This window comes from Thermopolyspora sp. NPDC052614 (genome assembly GCF_040678635.1).
Taxonomy (GTDB): Bacteria; Actinomycetota; Actinomycetes; order Streptosporangiales; family Streptosporangiaceae; genus Thermopolyspora.
This window is the reverse complement of the sequence record NZ_JBFATZ010000008.1, coordinates 250412-273013: the sequence shown is the minus strand read 5'-3', so window position 1 is coordinate 273013 and position 22602 is coordinate 250412. Positions and strand designations below refer to the sequence as shown.

General features: G+C 67.8%; 18 protein-coding genes and 2 pseudogenes. 6 read left to right on the top strand and 14 right to left on the bottom strand.

The genetic code is table 11. From position 1 onward, the window contains the following. Positions 1–981: 981 nt before the first annotated feature. From AB0K60_RS19760 to AB0K60_RS19735, 6 genes and pseudogenes are all read right to left on the bottom strand, one after another. Positions 982–1599: an NADP-dependent oxidoreductase gene (locus AB0K60_RS19760; RefSeq protein ID WP_364056796.1), complete on the bottom strand. Its 618-nt coding sequence runs from the start codon at positions 1597–1599 to the stop codon at positions 982–984. A gap of 90 nt (positions 1600–1689) precedes the next feature. Further along, positions 1690–1887: pseudogene (locus tag AB0K60_RS19755) on the bottom strand (type II toxin-antitoxin system YoeB family toxin); the annotation flags it as partial. Next, entirely contained in the window at positions 1824–2075 is a 252-nt protein-coding gene (locus AB0K60_RS19750; RefSeq protein WP_364056793.1) for a type II toxin-antitoxin system prevent-host-death family antitoxin, read from the bottom strand. The gene AB0K60_RS19750 and the pseudogene AB0K60_RS19755, both read right to left, overlap by 64 nt. A gap of 188 nt (positions 2076–2263) precedes the next feature. Continuing rightward, on the bottom strand, positions 2264–3124 hold the full coding sequence (locus AB0K60_RS19745; RefSeq protein ID WP_364056536.1) for a hypothetical protein: 861 nt from the start codon (positions 3122–3124) through the stop codon (positions 2264–2266). A gap of 14 nt (positions 3125–3138) precedes the next feature. Further along, entirely contained in the window at positions 3139–3975 is an 837-nt protein-coding gene (locus AB0K60_RS19740) for a hypothetical protein (protein WP_364056533.1), read from the bottom strand. A 350-nt stretch (positions 3976–4325) separates the two neighbouring features. Continuing rightward, positions 4326–4907 carry a hypothetical protein gene (locus AB0K60_RS19735; protein WP_364056531.1) on the bottom strand — a complete coding sequence of 194 codons (582 nt, stop codon included), beginning with the start codon at positions 4905–4907 and terminating at the stop codon, positions 4326–4328. Positions 4908–5578: 671 nt separating this feature from the next. On the opposite strand from AB0K60_RS19735, the gene AB0K60_RS19730 reads away from it, so the two are divergent. The 4 genes from AB0K60_RS19730 to AB0K60_RS19715 all read left to right on the top strand — a co-directional run bounded on the left by AB0K60_RS19730 (position 5579) and on the right by AB0K60_RS19715 (position 10812). Next, a complete protein-coding gene (locus tag AB0K60_RS19730) occupies positions 5579–6118 on the top strand; it encodes a hypothetical protein (protein WP_364056528.1) in 540 nt (179 codons plus the stop codon). Positions 6119–6128: 10 nt separating this feature from the next. Beyond that, on the top strand, positions 6129–9734 hold the full coding sequence (locus tag AB0K60_RS19725; protein ID WP_364056526.1) for a hypothetical protein: 3606 nt from the start codon (positions 6129–6131) through the stop codon (positions 9732–9734). Positions 9735–9967: 233 nt separating this feature from the next. Further along, on the top strand, positions 9968–10330 hold the full coding sequence (locus tag AB0K60_RS19720; protein WP_364056523.1) for a hypothetical protein: 363 nt from the start codon (positions 9968–9970) through the stop codon (positions 10328–10330). A 59-nt stretch (positions 10331–10389) separates the two neighbouring features. Continuing rightward, a complete protein-coding gene (locus AB0K60_RS19715; RefSeq protein ID WP_364056520.1) occupies positions 10390–10812 on the top strand; it encodes a hypothetical protein in 423 nt (140 codons plus the stop codon). Here AB0K60_RS19715 and AB0K60_RS19710 read toward each other — a convergent pair. Then, the gene (locus AB0K60_RS19710; RefSeq protein WP_364056517.1) at positions 10791–11642 is read right to left on the bottom strand and encodes a helix-turn-helix transcriptional regulator; all 852 of its coding nucleotides are present in this window, start codon (positions 11640–11642) and stop codon (positions 10791–10793) included. The genes AB0K60_RS19715 and AB0K60_RS19710 overlap by 22 nt on opposite strands. Positions 11643–11739: 97 nt before the next feature. Here AB0K60_RS19710 and AB0K60_RS19705 point away from each other — a divergent pair, with 97 nt between their 5' ends. Beyond that, positions 11740–12144 carry a hypothetical protein gene (locus AB0K60_RS19705; protein ID WP_364056514.1) on the top strand — a complete coding sequence of 135 codons (405 nt, stop codon included), beginning with the start codon at positions 11740–11742 and terminating at the stop codon, positions 12142–12144. A gap of 195 nt (positions 12145–12339) precedes the next feature. Here the strand turns inward: AB0K60_RS19705 and AB0K60_RS19700 are convergent. From AB0K60_RS19700 to AB0K60_RS19680, 5 genes and pseudogenes are all read right to left on the bottom strand, one after another. Next, positions 12340–13152 (bottom strand): annotated as a pseudogene (locus AB0K60_RS19700) (IS1380 family transposase); the annotation flags it as partial. A 400-nt stretch (positions 13153–13552) separates the two neighbouring features. Further along, positions 13553–14806, bottom strand: a complete 1254-nt coding sequence (locus tag AB0K60_RS19695; RefSeq protein WP_364056511.1) for an FAD-dependent monooxygenase — start codon at positions 14804–14806, stop codon at positions 13553–13555. A 15-nt stretch (positions 14807–14821) separates the two neighbouring features. Next, positions 14822–15475 carry a maleylpyruvate isomerase family mycothiol-dependent enzyme gene (locus AB0K60_RS19690; RefSeq protein ID WP_364056508.1) on the bottom strand — a complete coding sequence of 218 codons (654 nt, stop codon included), beginning with the start codon at positions 15473–15475 and terminating at the stop codon, positions 14822–14824. Then, on the bottom strand, positions 15472–16311 hold the full coding sequence (locus AB0K60_RS19685; RefSeq protein WP_364056505.1) for a fumarylacetoacetate hydrolase family protein: 840 nt from the start codon (positions 16309–16311) through the stop codon (positions 15472–15474). The genes AB0K60_RS19690 and AB0K60_RS19685 overlap by 4 nt, the downstream gene beginning before the upstream one ends. Continuing rightward, the gene (locus AB0K60_RS19680) at positions 16308–17444 is read right to left on the bottom strand and encodes a cupin domain-containing protein (protein ID WP_364056502.1); all 1137 of its coding nucleotides are present in this window, start codon (positions 17442–17444) and stop codon (positions 16308–16310) included. The genes AB0K60_RS19685 and AB0K60_RS19680 overlap by 4 nt, the downstream gene beginning before the upstream one ends. Before the next feature lie 76 nt (positions 17445–17520). Between AB0K60_RS19680 and AB0K60_RS19675 the strand changes: the two genes are divergently transcribed. Beyond that, positions 17521–18282: an IclR family transcriptional regulator gene (locus tag AB0K60_RS19675; protein WP_364056499.1), complete on the top strand. Its 762-nt coding sequence runs from the start codon at positions 17521–17523 to the stop codon at positions 18280–18282. A 653-nt stretch (positions 18283–18935) separates the two neighbouring features. On the opposite strand, the gene AB0K60_RS19670 is transcribed toward AB0K60_RS19675, so the two are convergent. Both AB0K60_RS19670 and AB0K60_RS19665 read right to left on the bottom strand, forming a co-directional pair. Further along, positions 18936–20444, bottom strand: a complete 1509-nt coding sequence (locus AB0K60_RS19670; protein ID WP_364056496.1) for a UvrD-helicase domain-containing protein — start codon at positions 20442–20444, stop codon at positions 18936–18938. Beyond that, the gene (locus tag AB0K60_RS19665; protein WP_364056790.1) at positions 20431–22371 is read right to left on the bottom strand and encodes an AAA family ATPase; all 1941 of its coding nucleotides are present in this window, start codon (positions 22369–22371) and stop codon (positions 20431–20433) included. The genes AB0K60_RS19670 and AB0K60_RS19665 overlap by 14 nt, the downstream gene beginning before the upstream one ends. Between the last annotated feature and the right edge of the window lie 231 nt (positions 22372–22602).

The window sequence follows — 22602 nt, the reverse complement described above, 5'->3', positions numbered from 1 at the left end:
GCCGGGCAGCACCCTGTCCCACGCACCCTCTAATTAGGTGAAGTCAGGTTTAACTGAAAGGGAACGCGTTTTCTTCCACTGCTTTGACTCCGGCCGTACCATGCCCGTGACCTGGGCATTACGACGGTCAGTACCTCATCGGTTACAAGGCATTTACTTACCGATCTCGGTGCATCTGATGAAAGGTGCATTGATGCTCATCGCCTGGCGGCCTTCCGGGACCCTCGGCCGCGCACTCTTCCGGCGACCGCGGCCCCAGGGGGCATCCTCGGCGCCCACGCTGCCTGCGTCATCACCCTGCGGGCGAGCACCACATCGCCGACCGCCTGCGCAGCCTTGCCGTCGCACCCGCCGCCGAGTTCCTCGATTTGCTCCTAGATGAGTCCGGAGACGCCCATGCCCACCCCCGGCATCCTCCAGGCGATTATCGGCACCTCCGTCACTCTGTTCACCCCGCGATAATGGGACTCCGTCTTGGTGGCACCTAGGACATTAACAACTCTTGTACTTCGCCGATTATCACGGGATCAACCCTCAATTTGTAGCGGGCCAACCCGATGCAACCAGCTATGACAGAGGTAACGAAACCATCGCCGCGGTTGCGCGGGCCGGGAACTTGACGCGCGACAAAACAGAGCTCATCATGCCTACACAAACATGGCGGGTTTTGCTCGCAGTCATATGCTCTAGCGCGATACCACATCCGTTTCGTGGATCCATCTCATTCGAGCGCTACTCGGGCGGTGCGCGTACCGCCGAGTCGCGTCATCGCCGCCTGCTCGGAGAGGGGCGCGCTCGTGCGGTCACGCGCTGGACCGATCCCGCCCCTCTCCAACGGCAAGCCCCACCGACGCAAACCGGAGGACTTTGGCCGCGCAGGCACACGGCCAAAGTCTGAATCGTTGATCTCTGCGGCCGTCTCCAGTCTCGGTGCCGCAGGCGTACCGGAGGACATGGCGTGCTCCGGAGCGGGTGTGAGAGTCAGTCGGTGAGATCGAGGACGAGCTTGCCGCGAGTGCGGTTGGTCTCGCCCAGGCGGTGGGCCTCGGCCACCTCCTCCAGCGCGAAGGTGCGCTCCACCTCGACGCCCACCTTGCCGGAGTCGATCAGACCGGCGATCGTGGTCAGGGCGGCGGAGTCCGGCTCCACCAGGAACGGGCTGGTACGCACCCCGGCTTGTCCGGCCACCTTCGCGAGGCGCTCGGAGACACCGCCGGGGATCGAGATGACGAGCCCGCCGGGACGGGTCACCGACACCGACCGTATGTCGGTATCGTCCTGGGCGCCGATCAAATCGAGGACGACGTCGATGTCGCCGGTGACGTCCTCGAACCGCTGCACGCTGTAGTCGACCGTCTCATCCGCGCCCAGTTCCTTGAGCCAGGCGTGCCGCGATTCGCGGGCGGTCGCCACGACCTCCGCGCCGAGGTGCTTGGCGAACTGCACCGCCAGGTGCCCGACGCCGCCGGCCGCCGCGTGCACGAGTACGCGCTGCCCGGCCCGGAGCGTACGGACGCCGCGAAGCACCTCAGACCAGCGGATGTCGACCTCGCGGCCCGGGCTCAGTACGCCGGCATCCGGCGTTACCCGCTCGGCCACTTCGACGTCTACCTGGGCCGCGCGTAGACGATGTGGTGATGCGGTGTGACGAGAAGCCCGACAGGCTCTGCCGGAAAGGCTCGGGTTTGCCGATGCTTCGTAGCCATCGCGGTGGATGTCTTCAATAAGCAGGTTCAGCCGTTTGAGGTTCGCACGGTCGTTCTGCTGCCACCAGAGGTGGTCGGCCCAGGCTTCCGGTGTGAAGAGGAACTTCGCTCGGCTTCCTAGCCGCCGTTCTCGACGAGTTCGCGCGGCTGAGCCTGGCCGCCTCGCAGGCTCTGGATGGATGCGGCGAGATGGCGGGCGTTGGCGGGAATGCCGAGAAGGAAGGCCGTCTCCTTCAAGGACTCGTACTCGCGCAGACCGATGACGACGGCAGGTTCGCGGTTGGGTCGGGTCACCACGATCTCGTCGAGATCTTCGGTGACACGGTCCAAAGCCGCTGCCAGGTTCGAACGGAACTCGCTCGCGGACATCGAGTACACCGCACATCCCTCCCTTACGGGTGTTCGTAATCGTGTACACCGATCGCAAGGCGCAGCGGCTTCTGGGGTGCGTGAGGCGCCTGCTGTGACTATGCGTGCATTTTACGTCACCACATGGCTTCCCCGACGAGCGGCATCGGTGCCCGTTCGCGCCACGTCGGCATGAACAGGTTTTTCGGTCAGCGGAGCACGCGGATGGACTCGATGACGTGGTTGAGATCCGGCCAGAGCCTTCTGTGCGTGTCGGGGATGGTGATCAGCACGACCGAGGGGCGGGCCCTGCCGGTGTCGACGGCGATGGCCGCCGTCAGTTCGGTTTTGGCGCGTGGGCGGGGGCTCCGTTCGGAGGGTAGGCGCATGCGGCGTACGATCACCCAGCCTTTCGCCCCGCCGAGCGCCAGCGGCTGGGAGGCGATGTCCCGGCCGGTGGTGCCGGACGGAAAGTTGTGGAGCTGCCTGTTGTCCAGCATCGCCATGGCCGCGTCGAACAGCGCCGGACCCGGGCTGGGCACGCTCAGATCCTTCGGCAGCGGATGGGAGTCGACGTCGGCCCACCATGAGCTGCCCTCGCCGTACGTCTCGGTGCGGAAGGTCTGGCGCCTGCTGTAGATGCCGTCGTAGATCGGTCCGTCGCCGGGGCCCTTGGCCCGGCCCCACGGCCTGCCCAGCTGGGCGTAGGAGAGCCGGGACCTTTTGTCGATGACGCGGCCGATCACACCGGATCCGGTGCCGGGGAATCGCGGGACCTTGACCACCTTGTCGGGGTCGGCGCGGTCGGCATCCGGCACAGGGGTCGGTTCGATGGTCGGGGTCGGTTCGGGCGACGGCGTGAAGGTGGGGGCGGCTTCGGGTGTCGCGGTCCGGATCGGCTCGTGGGACGCGGGCGGTGTCGGCGACACCCGCGGGGCTTCGGCGGTGCCGCCGGTGACGAGCGTGACGGCGGTCACCGTCTGGGCGGCCAGCATGACCAGGCCGAGCACACCGACCCAGGGCGGAATCGGGCCGACCAGCTTCCGAGCCCGTGGCGAAAGCGAAGGCATGTGCGATGTCTCCTTCAGTTCGCCGGTCGCGCGTCGGCGGGCAGCAGGACCATCCCGGCGTGACGGGCCTCGGCCACGCTTTCCCGCAGCGCCCGCTCGACGTGATCGGCCCGGTCGGTCAGGCCGCCGACCTCGTCGGCCGCGAGCCGGTCGCGTACGGTGCGGGCCAGCAGGTCGTGGTAGTCATCGGCGTCGTCGGCGAGGTCCTGCAGGGTCCGCCATTCCTGGTACGCCTCGTCGGCGGCCATGGTGCTCAGCGCGTAGTGCTCCAGCACGGCCACGCGCTCCGCGATGGAGTCGGCGGCGACCCGCAGGGCGTCCCGCTGCGAGACGAGCACCGCCTCGATCCTGGGCGTCGCCCCATCGCGGGCCCGCTGCTGCTCGCGGGACAGGCGGGTCATCTCGGCGAGCGCCTGGGCGATCTCCCATTCCTGGCGCGGCAGGGTCACCCGGTTGGCGATCTCGTCCAGGAGCCCCGCCTCGTTCACCCGCGAGTCCAGGATCTCTGCGACGGCGGCCCACGTCCGCTCCATCAGGGCGAGGTACGGCGGGTCGAAGTCGGCGGCCAGCAGGTAGCGGCCGTGATGACGCCGCCCGAGCACGCTCGCCCGGGACTCCCCGCTCAGGCCGAGGTACGTCACGAACGCCACCGCCTGGACGGCCGCCCCCGCAAGGAACATGACCGCGAAGCCGTACCGAACCCAGCAGCCGATCAACACCGCCTGCAGCAGCACCCCCATCGAGGTCAGCGCCCGCCCGCGCCAGACCGTCGCGCGCGATGCCGCCGCCCCGCACAGCGGGCCGATCACCCCGGGCAGGTATCCCCAGACGGTCGCCACGATGAGGCTCATCCACACGTCCGCGCCGGTACGTCCGCCCCATGCGGGACGGTGAGGCGACGGCGATGAGGCGGGATGCAGCGATTCCACCTCATCACTCATGATCGCCCGATCGGCTTCGGGTAGCTCGGGTGCGAACGCGACGCACCGCCGCGGCGGGTTGCCGTCCGGGCGATCGGCCCGACTTCGTACCGTCATGCTCTGTACCGTCCGTACCTCGCCCACGATGGATCCCCGCCAGCGGCAGATCTCCGTGATTTCACCGGGGACCGAACAAGGCCGGTTCCTGGAAGATCACCGATAAATGAGCGGGAAAGGTAAAAACAACCACTTGCGAGCTGCTTTCCAACCGCTTGCCCCAGCTAGACCTGTGGCCAACCTAAACCCACCTCCGTGGAGGACACCACGACCAGGTCTCTGGGGGCAACGAAGATCGGCTCGGATGCCGCGTCAGGGTGCACGTTGTACCGCAGCGGAGGGCCGGTCGGCCCCCAGACGATGCCGACTATCGTGCCGTTCCAGCCGTTGTACGGCGCCGGCATGATGCGCACCCGGGTCCCGGGGGCGTGGCCGTCGTCCGCGATAACTAGTAGAGCGTCGAGGATGTGGCGCACACCGTCCAGGGGCAACCCCACCCGCACGGGTTCACTGCCCATCCGGCCGTAGGGCCTGATCACGGTGTCATACGCGGCCGCCAGTCGGACGATCTCCCCATGAATGCGCCAGTTGTGGTGCCTCTCCTCGGCGGAGAGCATGTCCTCGATGCGACCCATCACGGTTGCGTGATCGTCATCCAGGAGCAGGCGCACCATGCGGTCGATCTCGGTGCAGGCGGTGTCGACGGCGGTCTCCTCGCCCAGTTCGGCGATCCAGGCCAGATCGCCGACGGTCGGCACGATTCCCGGGCTTTCATGGGCGACCACGGCGTACAGCAGCGCCAGCATCTCGGCCCGTGCCGCACCGTGGTAAAGGAGCCCGACCCCAGTGCCCGGCTCGCCCCGTGTCGGAGGGAACCGGTCCACCAGGTGCCGTGCCCGCCCGGTCGGAATGTCCGCCGCGAGCCGGGCGTCCCGGACACGTTCACTGAACGACCGGCGTTCCCGGCATTCGATGAGCCAACGGCGGTGGGAGTCGGAACTCGGCGGATACACCGTACGCCCATGGCTCGCGGGGATGCAGCCCGGCTCGATCCCCGGAGTTGCGAGCCAACGCGCCGCGACAGAGTAGGGAACGTCATGCTCCGCCGCCTTCGCCCTGATGGCGCGTTTGCGGGCGCGGTCCTTGCCGGACCTACGAGAGCGTGATTCGGTCATCGCGTCTCCCAGCGAACCCCACGCATCCGCCGGTCAGACGGCACCGGCTCTGCCGTACGGCGAATCGTCTGTGCACTGAGTCGGCGACTCTTGGCCTCGATGTACGCGCCGGCGTGGGCAGCCGTACGGGCTCGGGCAGGTGCGCTGCCGCACAACATTGTCAACCATGCGGCGCCGATGTTCAACGGTGCTGCCGGTGCCGGCGGCTGAGCCCTCCGATCGGCCCGAGGGAAATCCCTAATGATCGCAGCCCAGGGTCGACGGGTCGTGGAGGCGGTGTTACACCGGACCCAGGAGGCGATATGAGCGATCCACTTGCCCTCTCCACGCTGGCGGCGAGCGTGCTGACCCAGGGATTCGCGTTCCTGTACGACAGGCTGGGCACCCTGCTGGACGCCTGGGCGGAGCGCAGGGCGGCCAAGGCCGAGGAGGCCGTCGCGTTGCCGGACGCGCTGGGCGGCCGGTCCCAGGACCTCGTTTCGGATGCCGCGGTCACCCAGGAGCACCTGCCCGATCTTGCGTATCTGCGCGGCGTACTGCTGGCCTACGACCGGGAGCCGCAGCGGATCGAGGCACGTGACCCCGAGTTCCTCGCGAGTCTGGAGCGGCTGCGCGACCTTCTGGAGCAGGTGTACGGCTGCCGCCTCACCTTCACCGGCGAGGCGAGGGAACCCACGGGGACCGCCATCAGGGTCCGGCAGGAACTCGGCCGGGTGAGCGGCACCGGCACCGGAGTGAAGGCCACGACCATCGGCACCGCCGACGTGGACGTCTCGCAGAGCGCCACACAGGTCGAGCAAGGGGCGAGCGTCACCGGCGTCGACGTCGACCGCATCGGCTGACGGTACGGCGATGGCGGCCCTGGACGTGTTCGACGACGACATCGTCGGCGAGATCCTTTCGCTGCCCCACCCGGTGCCCAGGGCCTGGCTCTCCGACCGGATTCAGGGCCTGCTGGACGATGAGGGCTGCAGGATCGTCCTGGTGACCGGCGAGGCCGGCGCGGGCAAGTCCGTGCTGCTGGCCCGGCTGGCGGCCGGGCACGACGGTTCGCTGCGCTACTTCCTGCGCAAGGACGGCTACCGGCCGCACCGCTCAGGCGATGCCCACTCCCTGCTGGAGGCGGCCGGTCACCAGCTCGCCTCCCGGCACCCCGGCCTGTTCCTCAAGGAGGATCTGACGCTGCGGGTCCTGCAGTCGGCCGAGCGCGTCGAGCCCACCGCCAAAGTGGTCGGGATCCGCGCTGAGCAGATCATCGCCTCCCCCTTCCGGCGCACCGCGTTGCAGGTCAGGCAACTTCTCGGCGAGGTGAGCGGCGAGGTCGTGGGGGTGGAGGCGGGGCGGGTGGTTCTCGACCTGCGGGCCATGGACTGGCGTGATGTCCAGCACCTGGCGTTGCTCGGCCCGTTGGAGGCGTTGGCCGCAGTCCGTCCGGAGGCCCGGGTCCTGCTCGTGGTGGACGCACTGGAGGAGAGCCCGGCCGAAGGGGTGCTGGAGTGGCTGGCGGCGTGCCCGCCCTTGCCGTCGGTGCTGCGCATCGTGGTGTCCGCCCGGGACGGCCCCTACCTGGACCCGCTCCGGCTGCGTCAGCGCGGCCAGCTGCGCGAGCTGCCGCTGGACACCTCGGCCGCCGAAGCCACCGGTGACGTCGCCGCGTACCTCCGCCTCGCCCTGGAGGAGCAGGATCTGTCCCGGGTGACCGGCAGGCAGCGGTCTGATCTGGTCCGCGACTTCGCCGCCGCGTCGGCTGGGAACATGCAGTACGCCACCGCGCTGAGCGCCGGAATCCAGGGCGCGCTGAGCCGGGACGACCTGGCGACCGCGCGGGCGTTGTGCGAGCCGGGCGCCGTGCCCTCCGGGCTGCGCCCTCTCTATACCTTCTTGGTGTCCCGCGTCCGAGAGTTCGTCCGGCCGCGGACCGTACCGCTGGGCGGCGGGGCGATGGTGTCGGCCTGGAACGGCCTGTACGCCCCGGTTCTCGGCACGCTGGCCGTCGCGCGTCGGCCGGTAAGCCTGGAGGAACTGGCAGGGCTGGCCGGGTTCGCGGGCCCGAGCAGATGGCTGGGCGAGGCGGTGGCGGACATGGCACAGTTCATCCAACACCGCGACGGCGGATATCACCTGCACCACCGCAGCCTCGCCGACTTCCTCACCGACTCACTGACCGGGCGAGAGGCGCCCGACTGCTACCTCGACCCGGACGAATGGCACCTGGAAGCAGGTCTGCGCGCGGGCGCGGCCGCGGCCGGAGAAACCTCCCCGACGCTCGCGGAGTACGGGCTTGAGCACGCTTGCCACCACCTGCTTGCGATCCACCCCGCGTTGCCCTCCGAGGCCGGGCGCCTGCTGGTCCGGCTCACCACCGAGCTGCCGCTGGTCGGCGACAGGATCAAGGCGGCCGGAGTGGACGCCGTGGTCGCCGAGACCGTCGGCGCGGCCGCGCTGGCCGGGCCCGCCGCCGGTCCGACGGCCGCCCTCGCCCGCGTGCTCGACCGGCAGCGCCACGCGCTGCGCGGGTGGGACGCCGGGCGGCGTCCCGCCTACCTCGCCCAGCAGGTGCACAACCAGGCCGTCGAGCTGGGCATGTCCGCGCTGGGCGAGCAGGCGGGACAGGTGCTGGACGCCGGTGCGGAGCCGGTCCTTCGAATCCGGGCCGCGGTGGGAACGCCCGGGGCCGCCCTGCTGCGCACGATCGAGACGCCGGGCACGGCGTACGGTGTGGCGGGAATCGACGCCGACCGGTTCGCCGCCTGTTTCAACGACGGCGTCGTCGGCGTCTATCAGGCGTCCACGGGCCGGCTGCTGGAGTCGCGGCGGGTGTCGAAATACCCCGTCTGCGCGGTGGCCTGGTCGCCCGTGCATGGGGTGGTCTGGGGCGGTGTGGACGGCCGGGTCGGATGCTGGCACCCCGGCTCGATCGAGGAGCGGAGCCTGTCCGTGCCGGCCCTGGCCGGCGGCCCGACCGGTGCGACCGTCGACCCGCACGTCCTCATGAACGCGATGCGGCTGGGAGAGCTCCACTGGGCGCTGGGCGGTCCGAACAGCGTGCACGCCATCGCGGCGCGGGCGGACGGCGGGATCGCGGTCGGCACCCGGCAGGGCGCAGTGCTGATCATCGAGCCGACGTTCACGGCGTTCGTCGCGGGACTGCAAATGCACTCCATGGCCGTCACCGGGCTGTGCTTCGGTCCCGGCTCGCTGGAGGCGTGCGGGCACGATGGTCGTATCACGCGTACGGTCGACATGGTCTCCAGCCGAACGCTGCACGACTGCGGCTGCGCCTACACGGGCCTGGCGACGACGGCCGACGGGCGGCTCGCGGCGAGCCGTACCGACGGCGGCACCGACGTCCTGCACGGGAACGAGGGCAGCAGCGGCAGGAACGCCCACACCGGACCGGCCACGGCCATCGCGGCCGGCCCCGGGGACGCCCTGTTCGTCGGGTTCGCCAACCGGCGGATCTGGAGCATGGACTCGGGGCTGCGCCTGCGGAGCTCCTACCGCGGACACGGCGGTGAGATCACCTGCCTGTCCGCGCTGTCGGAGAAGCTGCTGGTCTCCGGCGCGAACGACCGCACGTTCCGCGTCTGGGACCTGGACGGGCGCGACGACTCCACCGGCGCCGGGCACGACGGCCCGGTGAGCACCCTGCGGTTCACCGGCGGAGGCTTGCTGCTGTCGGGTTCGGCGGACGGCTCGCTTCGGCTGTGGCGCGAGGGGACGGAGTTGGCGGCGGTGTCCAGCACGGCCGGTCAGGTCTGGGACCTGTGCCCGCTCGCCGACGGGCGGGTGGCCGCGGCCACCCAGAACGGCAAGGTGCTGCTCGTCGACGGGCGGTTCGGCCTGGAGACGCTCGGCGGCCACGCCACGGAGGTACGCGCCGTCGCCCAGCTCGACGACGGGCGCATCGTGGCGGCGGACATCAGGGGCGGCGTCGTCGTCTGGACGCGGCGCGACGGGCGATGGACTCCCAAGGCGGTCGGCACGCTGCCCGCGGTCAACGCCGCGCAGATGGTGAGCCTGGCCGGCCCTCGGGTGGCCGTCGCCACCGGTACGCCCGACATCGCGGTCCTCGACGTGGACCGGGAGCAGTTCTTCTCCATCAAGGGCCACACCGGCGACGTCTACGCCCTGTCCCACGGCCTCGCCGGCACGCTGCTCAGCGGCTCGCACGACGGCACCGCACGGGTATGGGACCTCAAGGCGGGCGGTGTCTGCACGACCGTGTACGCCGGGCACAGCGGCGACGTGTCGGCCCTCCGCCCGTTCCGCGACGACCTGGTCGTCTCGGGCAGCGGTGACCGCGGTCTGCACGTGTGGAGCATGACCACCGGCCGGACGCTCGCCACCGCCGTCCTCGACCAGCCCGTGGACTGCCTGGCCGTCGACCCTCCGCGCGGGCGCGTCGCCACGGGCCACGCCAACGGATCGATCTGCCACCTGTCGTACGACCCATGAGCGGTTTCGGCCTTGTCTGCGGGATCGCGCCTCGACCAGGCCGGCCTCGTAGGCGATGATGACGAGTTGTGCCCGGTCGCGGGCGCCGAGTTGGGACGAGCTGAAACGGTTGCTGCTCGCGCACGGCGCCGTGGTGCGTCCCGAACCGGGGGCGGGATGGCCGTCGGCGGAGGTCGGCGCGACGCCGCCCGCACTCCCGTGCCGGACAACGCGTGGATCTCCGAGCTGGCCGCATGGTGATGGGATTGGTGGGGCTGGATGTCGGAACGGCGCTGCGCTCGTCGGCCGGCGGGTTCATCGCGATCTTCGCCCTGCTGTTCGTGGTGCCCGCGCTCATCTCACTGCTGCCGACCCCGTGGAACGAGCGGATCGGCTCGCTGACCCTGCCGATAACCTCCAGCCTGCTGCCCGGCCGCATGCCGGGCGCCTGGCCGCATCCCGGACGCCTGGCCGCCGCCCGCCGGAGCGGCGCTCGTGCTACTCGGATACATCGCGCTCACGCTGGCGGCGGCGTCCGCCGCCATCTCCCGCCGCGACCCCTGACCGTTTCGGGGCTCTACCCGCCGGGGCACGTCATTCCGTGCCGGGAATTGTGACGACCTGCGGCGGCCCGCAGGATCTGAAGCCGGAAAGACCCTTCCGGCAAGGAGATGCAGTGATCGACGTCAACCCGAGCGAACTGGCCGACCGGTACATCGCGCAGTGGACGGAGCCGGACGCGACCGCACGCCGCGCGGCCATCGAGCGGCTCTGGGCCGAGGACGGCACCCACATCCTCCAACCGCCTGTGGAGATCCGGGAGATCGCCGCGGGGCTCGGATTCGACCACACGACCCTGGAGGCCCAAGGGTACGACGCCATCGAGACCCGGGTGACGCGCAGCTACGAGCGCTTCGTGGAGAAGGGACCGTTCACGTTCCGGCCGTGCGGCGACGCCGTACGCCTGCATGAGGTCGTCAAGTTCCGCTGGGAGACGGTGTCCGTCGACACCGGCGAGGTCGCGGGCGGCGGCCTGGAGATCCTCGTGCTCGACGACGACGGCCGGATCAGGACCGACTACATGTTCCCGGGAGCCTGACCCGGCGTCGCGGCGGGCCGGGGCTGTGTCCCGGTGTCCGTACGGGCGGTCGCGCCGGGCTCCGGCCCGGTTCCGGCACCCGTACGGGCCGTCATGCCGGCGAATGTCCCAAGGATCCCGGCCGTCGCCTCGTCCACCGGCAGGAACGCCTCCAGTTTCAGCTCGGCGAGCGTCACGTCGACGGCGGTGGCGAAGGTCGTCACGGTCGTCATGAGCCGCAGCTCGCCGAGCGAGGTGCGCAGGTGGAGCGGCACCGCGAAGCCGAGCTCCCCGGCGGAGGGATGCAGCGCGGGCACGTATCCCGCCAGCTCGTCACGCAGCTCCGGCACGTGGTCGAGTCGCATCAGGATGTGCCGGGCCCACTCGGCGAGGTTCACGATGCGCGGGGCGATGCCGTCCGGGTGCAGCGCGAGGCGGTACATGTTCTTCCCCGGCCCGACCAGCTCGGCGGCCGCGCCCTCGGTGATCAGCCCGAACGCCTCGTTCGCGGCGATCAGGCCGCCGTCGCGGTCCACGACCAGCGCGGGGTACGGCAGGTGCCCGCGCAGGATGTGATCGACGGCCGTCCGCACGGGGGCCAGCACCGGTCCGTCGAGGGGGCTTTCCGGGTAGGCGGGCGCGTACCCGGCGGCCAGAAGCAGCTCGTTGCGTTCGCGCAGCGGCAGTTCGAGGCCCTCGGCGAGCCGTACGACCATGTTCCGGCCGGGCACGGACCTGCCGGATTCGATGAAGCTGAGGTGCCGCTGTGTGGTGCCCGCCCGCAGTGCCAGCTCCAACTGGCTGAGGTGACGGCGGGTACGGCGTTCGCGGAGCGCGCGGGAGAAGTCCACGGCACCCTTCTAGCGGTGCCGAAGGCGTCCCGGCCATTCCCTGCAAGGAATTGCCGCCGCCCCGGCTCGGTCGTGAGCATCGTCGGCATGGACATCGGTGTGCTGCTCCCGACCGGTACCGCCCAGTGGGGCGCGGACGGCGATCCCCGCGAGCTGGTCCGAGGCGGGTCGGCCCGCGGAGGAGATCACCCCGGCCCTGTTCGTGTCCGTGCGGATCGACGACGGGCCCGACGCGGGCCGTACGACCATGGACGCGTACGCGCGAGCCACCTACGGCATGCCTCTGGCGGAACTGGAGGGCATCCAGGCGGTCGTCACCGGCGCCGCCGAGCAGGTGCTCACGGGCCTGCGCCGCTACGTCGCCGCGGGGGCGCGGCACCTTGTCCTCCGCCTGGGCGCACTGGACCTGCACGGCCAGCGCGACCAACTCGACCGGTTGACAGACCTGATCCGGCCGCTCACAGCGGCTATGCCGCTTACCGTGCGAATAGACAACGGTTGATATCAGTAGGAGGACCCATATCCCTGCGGCCGTCCCCGGCTCTGCCATCGCGAACGGTGTGGTCGGCTGAGGGGTTCGGCTGAAGGTTGATTTCCGTGCTGTGGTCAGCTCGGTGGCCCGGCTGTCGCGCCGGGATGGCGGGGTTCCACGGGCCCGTGGTTTCCTTTCTGTGTCGTTGGGGCGGGTGTGTGCTGGTCAGGTCGGTGCCGGCAGTGCATGCAGACGGGCGAGCCCGGTGATGATCGCTGTGGCCCAGGGCCATCGCATCGGCAGGCGTAGTCGTAGCCGGCGGCCTCCGCGGACCAGTCGTCCGGCCACGGCGAACAGGCGCAGCCGCAGTCGTTTGGGCTCGTAGCGGGCGGCGTCGGTGCCGTGCAGCGCGAGCATCTGCATCCAGGACAGTAGCTCGCAGGCCATGGCGACGATTTCCAGCCAGATCCGGTTGGCGGCGAAGCCGTGCAGGGGCAGGTTGCGCAGGCCGGTGTCCTTGGCGGTGCGGATCCGGTCCTCGCAGCGGGCCCGGCGGCGGTGCCGTAGTTCCAGGTCGGCGAGCCGGCCTGTGCGGGTGCCGGTGGCAAAGCAGGTGAAGCGGTGCCCGTCGATGTCGGTGAAGCGCAACTGCGCGCCGGGGTGGGGGCGTTCTTTGCGGACGATCAGGCGCATGCCCTTGGGCCAGGCCGACAGGTCGAGCATGCCGGTCGGTTCGGCGATCCGGGCGCCGGGCCGTACCTGTCCCCGGTCGTCGTAGGCCACGGTCCAGGCATCGGCCGGCAGCGCCGGGATCGCCTGCTGGATGTCGTCGGTGATGGTGAAGGCGACCGAGTACTTCAGCCATCGGCCCGGGCGGGTGAGCCAGGCCGGGAACTCGTGGGTGCCGCCGCCCGAGTCGGTGCGGATCGGCACGTTGCGCCGCCGCCCGGCGGGGAGCTGGGCCAGTGCCAGGCGGGTGGCGGCGATGTGATCGGCGGCGGTGTTGGATCCGGCGTTGCCGGCTCTGAGCATCAGCGCCCGGTGACGTGAAGGGTCTTGAGCAGGAGCAGACCGCCGGCCTGCGAGACCAGTCCTTGTCCGTCGGCGGAGGCGGTGATCTTGCGATGGGAAGCGGTAGAGTTCACGCGGAAAGTGCCTTCTGGGCTGGGGTGGACGGGGCCTTAGACAAGTCCGATCATCCCAGTTCAAAGGCGCTTTTCTCATGTAAACGATCAAGCTCGCTCAAATTCGCCGTGAAAGCCGCAGGCTAGGAACAGGTCGGTTGCAACGATCCGGGCGTAGTTATTTGGTTCGAGTCCCCCCTCGGACACGCACTCTGGTACATGCTGGGCCTGACCTGAACTGCGACCATTCTCTCCAGGGGGTCGTAGACGAGGTGCAGGCCCATCTTCGTCGGCGCCCGGGATCGAGGCCCGTCTCAGACCGCGGTGTCCGCTGAGGCCAAGGGGATCGTCGTGAACATTTCCGGCTCGTCGTCCGGCGTGAGCGCGGTCGTGCTGTACAGCCAGTCGATGAACGAGTAGTCGTAGGTGTCGCGAGCCCGCAGCAGCACATTGCGCTGAGCGCGTTCGGCGCCGTCGAGGTGCCAGAGCCGGCCCCACGCGCGGGATGTGGACAGGACGCGGCGGCAGTGGGCGGGCCGTACGGCGTTGTACGCCTCGAGCACCTGATCCCAGTCGATTTTCACACGGCCGCCGGTCCGGGTGATGTGGTGGGGGATGTGCTGAGCGAGTGCCCAGCCGTCCTCGATCGCCATGATCGCGCCTTGGGCAAGGTACTGCAGCGGTGGGTGTGCGGCGTCGCCGAGCAGCGCCACTCGGCCATAAACCCAGTTGTCGATCGGATCGCGGTCGAACATGCGCCACCATTTGTCGCGCCACATGTACGGCAATCCTTCGGTGATGAACGGGTCGAGTCCGTCGAACGCCCGGTCAAGCTCATCGGGCGTGCCCCAGTCCTCCTCGCCGCGCAGCGCCTTCGGGGACTCGAAGACCGCGACCTGGTTGAGCAGTTCGCCGCCACGCAGGCTGTAGTGCACGAAGTGGCAGCGCGGACCGACGTGGACGACGACCTCGCTCAGGTCGACCATCCGGTCGCCGATCGCCTGCGAAGGGACGGTACCGCGGTAGGCGACGTAGGCGGAGTTGACCGGCTGGTCGCCGACGAACGTGTTGCGGGCCACGGAGTGCAGACCGTCGGCGGCGATCACGAGTGGAGCGGTCTCGGTGTGGCCATCGGCCAACGTGACAGTAGCCCCGTCGGTTCCAGGCTCGTAGCCGGTGACGCGCTGGTCGTTGACCAGGTCGACGCCGTGGTGCCGGCAGTCGCGCAGGAAGAGGGCGTGCAGGTCGCTGCGGTGGATGACGAGGTACGGGGAGCCGTAGCGCTGCTCCATGTGGCGTAGGTCGAGGCGGGTGAGCTCGGTGCCGTCGACGGCGTCGCGCATCACCATCGCATCGGGCAGCACACCGAGTGACTTGGCCTCGTCGAGCAGCCCGTAGCCGCTGAGGATGCGCGTGCAGTTCGGGGCGAGCTGGATCCCGGCACCGACCTCGCCGAACTCGTGCGCGGCCTCGAGCACGCGCACGTGCAGACCGTGACGGGAAAGGGCGGAGGCGGCGCTGAGCCCGCCGATGCCACCGCCGACGATGATGACGTCCGGGTTCGCCATGCGGGTTTCTCCTTATCAGATCCAGGGGCCGAGTTCTGGCGCAGGCGCGCCGCCGACCAAGGTCACGCGGCCGTGGGGGCGACCCGCGAGGTAGGCCGTCACGTCGGGAAGGGCGCCGCGTACGTCGGGTACGTTCTCACCGGACCTGGCTCTCTTGTCGATGATGTCGATCTTGAGGGCCTCGAGGAAGTCGCTCGGGAGGTCCGCGAAAGTGACCCCGTTGCCAAGGTCGACGGTGTGCACGAACACCTCTCGGCCGCGCATCCAGGGCGTCTCGGTGGCGGGGACGGTGCGACCCTGCGCGGTGACGACCTTGGTCTGCCATTGCTCCTCGGTGAGCGAGGCCATGGCGTCATCGAGCTTCTCCGCCGACGAGCGCAGCCACGCGAGCAGGTCCGCCGCCGGGAGCCCGCTGCCGGACTCGATGCCTGCGGTTCGCGCCTCGGGCGAGGCGTACATCGGCGTCTCCTCACCGGTCGCCGCCCAGTGGACCAGGTTCCGCAGCGCATCGGCGTTCGCCGCGACGTGCGCCAGCAGGGACTTCCGGTTCCATCCCGGGAGGCCCGAGGGCTGCCGCTGGGCGGCCTCATCGAGCGTTGACGCCGCGTCCAGCAGGACCCTGGTGCCCGCCCGCATCCAGCGGCGGGCGTCGCCGAAGGTGCGAGTCATTCGGCGCTGTCCTTGACGATGCGCGTCGTCAGCGTTCCGATGCCTTGAATCGTCGTGACGACGGTCTCACCGCCCCACAGGAACTCCTGCTGATCGCGCGCGTGGCCGACGCCGCCGTTGGTGCCGGTCGCGATGATGTCGCCGGGGTTGAGACGCACGATCGCGGAGATGTACTCCACCAGGTGTACCGGGTCGAAGAGCAGGTCGCTCGTGTTCGAGGTCTGCTTCACCACCCCGTCGACCGTCAACCGAGTGTCGAGCGACGGACGCACGCCGCCGGGCAACTCGTCGGGGGTCACGACGTACGGGCCCACCGGTGTCGTCGAGTCCCACATCTTGCCCTGGAGCCACTCACGCGTACGGAACTGGTAGTCGCGCATGCTGAAGTCGTTGAGCACGCTGAACCCGGCGATGGCCGCCTCGGCTTCGGCACCGGTCGCGTGACGCACGTGCTTGCCGATCACGACCGCGAGCTCGCACTCCCAGTCCATCTCATTGGTCTGCGCCGGCTTCACCACGGGGTCGTCCGCGCCGGCCAGCGTGTCGGCGAACTTCGCGAACAGCACCGGGTACCGCGGCAGGTCGCGCCCCATCTCCTCGATGTGGCTGCGGTAGTTCAGCCCGACGCAGATCACCTTCGAAGGTTGCGGCACAACCGGAGCGAACCGGGCACCGTCGAGAGGGTACGTCGCACCCGACGCGGACGCCGCGGCGGCGGCCCAGTCGTCCCTGTTCAAGAAGCGGCCGAGGTCGTCGTATCCGAGGTCCACGAGCCGGTGCCCGTCGACCTTCACGGCGCGGGTGCCATCGGCCGTGCGGATCGTCGCGAGCTTCATCCGCCGATCTCCGTACGGTTCAGGTGGAGCGCTTCGAAGATGGGTGAGTCGCTGAACCGGAACAGGTCGAGGGCGCCTTCGTCGGAGTCCGTCGAGCCGGCCTCCGACCTGACCGAGAACTCCTGCCAGGACGGGACGACGAACAGGTCACCCCGCGTCACCGACCACGTGGTGTCGCCGACGGTGACCGTGCCGGAGCCATCGAACACGGCGTACACGGACGAGCCGGTCTCGAGCACGGGCGCCGTCTCGGCGCCGCGGACGACCCGGTGGAACTCCGCACGGATCGTCGACATCACATCGCCTCCGGTAGCGGGGTTCACGTACCGGATCGCGGCGTGACCAGGCTCGACGGTACCGCCGAAACCCCCCTTCTCCAGGGTGAGCTGGTCCTTGAGCGCCTGGTTGGTGAACTCCCACTTGTAGTTGAGCAGCGGCGAGCCGCCGGGCTCGGGCGCCACCGACAGCGGGCGAAGGCCCGGGTGCCCCCACAACAACTCCGAGCGCGACCGCTCGGGCGTGATCCGTTCAGCGTCGCTGATGACGTCACGACCGTTCTCGTAGAACTGAGCGTCGACGACGTACTGGAACGGAACGTCGAGACCGTCGAGCCAGGCCATCGGCGTGGACGCCGCGTTGTGGTGGGCGTGCCAGTTCCAGCCGGCCTGCGGCAGGAAGTCACCGCGGTTCATCGGCACCGGATCGCCGCCGACGACGGTCCACACGCCCTCGCCCTCGATCACGAAGCGGAAAGCGTGCTGGCTGTGGCGGTGTTCCGGCGCGTCCTCCCCGGGCATGAGGTACTGGATCGCCGCCCACAGCGTCGGGGTCGCGTACGGCCGACCGCCGAGGCCCGGGTTCGCCAGCGCGATCGCGCGACGCTCACCACCACGGCCGACCGGCACCAGTTCACCCGCCCGCTCGGCGAGCCGCAGCAATCTGTCCCAGCTCCATAGGTGCGGGACGGCTTTCGAACGGGGGTGGACCGGCATGAGGTCGCCGATCTCGGTCCACAGCGGGATGAGCAGCTCCTGCTCGAAGCCGCGGTAGAGATCATCAAGGGCGGGTGTCACGTCCGGCTGGTGGGGTGCCGAAACGGCCTCCAGCCGGCTGGGGGAATCCGAGATGCTCATGTTCGCCAGCATGATGCCGTGGTGACCGCGGTAGCCTCGGATTCTGTTCTGCAGAATCACGTTTCTTGGACTGGCCATGAAGACCCCGCCGAGGTACTCCGTCACGTCCGTCGACCACGCGCTGCGTCTCGCCACCATGCTTCAGCTCGAGGGCTCCCTGACGATCTCGCAGGCCGCGCAGCGCCTTAGGGTGGCGCCGTCGACGGCGCACCGCCTGCTGGCCATGCTGGTGTACCGCGACTTCGCCACCCAGGACGACCAGCACATCTACCACGCCGGCCCGGTGCTGGAACTGGCCGCGCACTCCAAGTCCAGCACTGCGCGGCTTCGAGCGGCCGCCATGCCACACTTGAGCCGGGTCGTCGCCGAGCTCGACGAGACCTCGAGCATCTCGATCCGCACCGGCCAGACCACCCGCTTCCTGGCCACCGTCGAATGCGGCCAGTCGCTTCGGGTCACCTCCCGCGAGGGCATGGTCTTCCCGGCACATCGCACGACCACAGGGATGCTCTATCTGGCAGGACTGGAACGGGAAGCGCTCGCGCGCTTCTTCGACTCCGGCTGGTACGCCGACAATCGCGCCGACATACCCGATCCCGGACGGCTGCGCACCGATCTCGCTCGCGTTCGCAGGAACGGCTTCGCCCTCAACGAAGGAAGGTCCGAGCGCGGCCTGGTCGCGCTCGGCGTGCCCGTGCGCGACACCGGCGGCGAACTGCTCGCCGGGCTGTCCGTCTCGCTGCCGAGCGCGCGCTACGACCGGCAACGCCTGCCGGACATGGTCGCCACGCTGCACGCGGCGGCGCAAGCGCTGCAGGCCGACCTCGCCCACGGCTGACGCGGCGACGCGCACTTGGCCGTTGACAAAGCTGGCGGTTGTGACGGCCTTCGCCCTAGCCAAGGATGGCCGCGTCAACCTGACCGAATTGGCCACCGTAAACGGGGTAGCAGCATCTGTTTATTACATGCCGACCAGAGATCTGATGGCGCTGGGACTAGTCCGTCAGGCTGAAGCCGTGGCCGGGCAGCGAAAGCGTTGGTATGAGCGGTGCGGGGACGCACAGGTATGGAAGGGGTTGCTAGCGGCCATGGAAAGAACGGCGTGTCCGTTGACACTTGGCCGACATGGCCCACGCGTTTGGGGACTGCCCGGGGCGGAAGGGCCGCACCCGGATATCACCCCTGCCTGCCCGTGCTCCGCATCAGCTCGGCGACGGGGAGCACGGGGGCGGGCACCTGGGGACGTGATCCTGGGCGGTCCCAGGCCGTGGACGTCAGGACTCATGCCAAGGCGGGAACCGTGCGCGTAATAGTGGCGATCGGGTCATCAGGTCGCAAGTTGCTGTGTGGTATCCGCTCATATGGGTTGGGCGGATACCACAGGGTTGCCGCCTCGTTATGTCAGCACATACACCTTGATGCCACGCTGTCAGCATGTGGCCCGATTGTTTATCAATTTCCGGCAGGTCGACCTTGAAGAAGTCACGAGAATTATTCATACGGCACCTCATCCCTCACGAGAATTTTGGCGACCTTCTCAACGTGATCTTTATGTACCAGGAGCATCAATAGTTGCTCGGCCCGAGAAACGCCCACATAAAGTACTCGTTTCGCCTCTGCGTCACCACCCTGCTCCCAGTAGTCGAGAGCAGTGAGGTCTGCGTCGTCCCGCTGAAGCGATTTCGGGATTACTAGGCCGACCGCCGGAAACTGCCGTCCTTTTGCCTGGTGGATGGTAGACCACGAAAGGGAATCGTTGCCCGCCGCAAGCAGTTCCTGCCATTGTACGCTCGTGGGTGACCTGAGCTGTGCGGGTGTGATCTCTTTCGGCCACTTGAGAGACTTGAGAAAGGCACGGAGGCGCGCTGTGAAAACAGCCGCGCTCGGCGTGCCGGTGTTGAGGGCGAGCGCCATCCGTACCGCAGTCTCGGTCAGCCATGCTGGAGTGATCCCTAACTCCGCGCAGGCCCGATCGCAGCTCCGCAGGTCGACCTTGTGACCCACGAGGGCAAGAAGTATCTGTTCCAGGTCGTTACGAGCCCGGAGTCTGGCACGGGGATCGGCCGTTGGATCTGCGAGCACGCGACCGGCCGCGGCGATACGCAGCACCTTATTCTCGCCGACCTCGGTCTGGAAGCTCGCACTCGCACCTGCAGCTTGGCGGGCATGTCGCCCACGATGGGCCAGGAAGGTGATATCCGATACCGCCAACCCATACCGTTCTGCGACCTTCACGGCTTGGTCACGTATCTTGTCCAGGTCCGTGTATGGCACCAGATGGATGGGCACCTCAGATCCGGCGTACGGGCCAAGAGCACGATCAACTTGTTGCCGTCCTCGGACACTGGCGGTAATACGACAGATGGCCGGTGAACTGCGGAAGTTTCCGTCCAGACGTTGCCCTCGCGGCAGAGTGTCACTGAACCGCCGGACATCATTAGGCAACGATCGGCGGAACTCGTAGATCGACTGATCAAGGTCAGCGACGAGGACAAGGGCGACACCGGACTCCCGAAGCAACTCCAAGATGGCTAACTCATCGGCACCGCAGTCCTGGGCCTCATCCACAATGATCTCGGCGAATCGGTGAGCGAGCAGGGTGCCGACCAGTTCACGGTCCTTGGGGTCGGTCAGCCACTGCGCGGCAAGCGCGCGAGAGGCCGAGCTGCTTAGGATCCCGCCCTTGATCAAGTCAGTGCGTCGCTGCTCAGCTCGCCAGCACAGAGCGGGCCCGTTCTTGATGAATGCATCAAACGTGCCGACGAAGTGGGGTGCATTCAGGCTCTCGGGACGGTCACTGCATCGAGAAGTAACCTCGTCGATGGCAGCGTTGGCGAAGGAGATCAAGGCAATGCCCTTCCGGGTCTCCTCGCCAATCCGCCGCACGAACCGCGCCACGAGCGCCTTTGTCTTACCTGCCCCCGGGCACGCCTCAACGAACACGCTGCCATTAGCGTTAACCAGGAGATTCTGCGGATCAGTCAACTCAACCCTGGTCATTGCTCGCCATCTCGTCGAGCTCTAGGGCTGCTCGGATCGCGTTAGCCAGGTATGACGGGCATACGAATGGCTCGCCCCGAGAAATGGCCGCCGCTACATCATGAGCGAACTCGCCTTTCTTAATGAACTTCGATTTGTCACGCAGCTTGCGGTAGAACGTCTCAGCGGGTACCTCGCTGTCCATGATTTCGTTCCAGTGATGCTGCGACCGGCTATGCTGCCGCAGATACGCATCTCGCAGCACCCGTTCGTTCGGCCCGAGCGGTTCCAGTAGGTCGGCCTCCAGTGTCCGAGGGGCCTCATATATATGGAGGTACTCGCTCACCCCAAGCGTAAGCGCACGCGCCTCCAGGTCTTCCTTGCGGTTGTACGTCGCAGCCTCGTCTTCTCGAGGATCGTCGGGCGAGTTGGCATCGCTCGTCTTTTTCTTTCTCAACGGATCAGCGTCGGTGATCACGACGAGCCGATCCAGGATGCGACATCCGTCCACCTCGGCCAGGAGCAGCTTGATATAGGGCCAGAAGTCAACACTGCCGACCGCAATGATGGTTACACCTCGAAGATTGCGATGCTGCTCCTGGTCCCGAGGGCTCTTTGAACCGAATACGCAGTGACGTGCCAGCACAGGCAGGAGGATTGCCTCTCCGATCCCTTCAACGAGGATCACTCTCCGGGCGAATAGCAACGCCGCCCGCGTAGCATCGATGTACTGGTTGATCTTGCGTAGCTCGTCCGCGTCGAGTCCAAGTTGAGCGACCGGAATGGCCTTGGTCGACCGACGCACAGGCATCGGCCTTTCGGTCGCTGCCTTAGCCTTCTCCCCCTGCAATGTTTTCGTGCGTAGGACGACTGTGTTCTCGACGCCGACGCCACTCGCCAAGTTGGGCGAGTGGGTTGTGGCAATCACCTGGATGCGTCCAGCCGGCCCTTGGCTGTCGTCACGGCCAGACTGTTCGGCCTGCTCACGCAGGTAGTCGAGCAGCACGGCCTGCAACTGGGGATGGAGGTGCGCTTCTGGCTCTTCGACTAAGAACAGGGTTAGTTCGGCATCCTTGGCGTTCTGAAGTTCCAGGATGACCGTTGCGATGAAGAGCAGGTTGGCGTATCCGAGTCCGGACTCGGCCAGGTCAGCCAGTTCGATGCCCTGCTCAGCCATTTTGAGCCGCAAGCTGCGGGCAAGTTGGCGTAGCTCGTAACCCTCGAAGTTGACGCCCACATTCTGAGCACGTACAGGCCGGGTCATCTCTCCAAGGTGCTTGCCGATCTCAGTTCCTGTGCTCTGAAGCACCTCATGTCCGCCGAGATCTTTGAAGTTCTTGTTTACATCCTCGACGAAGCGGTTCCGATCCTCTTCTCCAGTGAGGAACTCGATGATCGCAGCGAGGCGGTTGCCATCCGCCGAGTCGAGTTCACGCTGGGCGTCGCGGAGCGGAGCCAGGTATACGTGGGTGATCTGCTCGCGCTTCAACGGTTCAGCATCAGGCCCACCAACTGGGCCAGCGAAATAGGTCGGCCGAGGACGGCGGCCGGATGTCTCATTTGGAAGAAAACGGACCATGTAATGCGCCGACTGCGCTTCAACGTCAAGCGCCGTTATGTACTGGCCGCGTTGGATCGGTGTCAGCTCGTCAAAAGTGGTACGGATCTCGATGCCCTCGTCGATGCACCCGCGAGTAACATCCTCCCTCTCGAAGTAGCGGGAGCGACGCCTGCTCAGCGGAGTCGTCGCGAGCCTTAGCCCTTCAATAATGTTAGACTTACCGGCGTTATTCTCACCCACGAGCAGAGTGAGTGTTGGCTGGAACTCCACTGTCGTATCAGTGCATGAGCGGAAGTTCTTAAGCGACAGGTTGCGCAGATACATCCCCCGCGGCGAGACCGGCGAGGCGGACTGCAGAGACGGGATAGAAGGATTTTTCATGCGCATTTCACTCACTTGACGGACTGGCGGCATACGTCAACATCACGCCGTATTGCTATTGTGCAGATTGCCCGGATTTGCCACTGTAAAGGAGCGGCATGCCCAAGATGGCCCTGCCCCGTCCCCGCCAGACGACCAAAGACTCTACGGCATTTCTCCATCAACGCAACCGAACTCCATTCGGCCACAAACCGCATTTGTCCATGGCTCGGAACTACTCTTTGGAGAGTGCCGTCC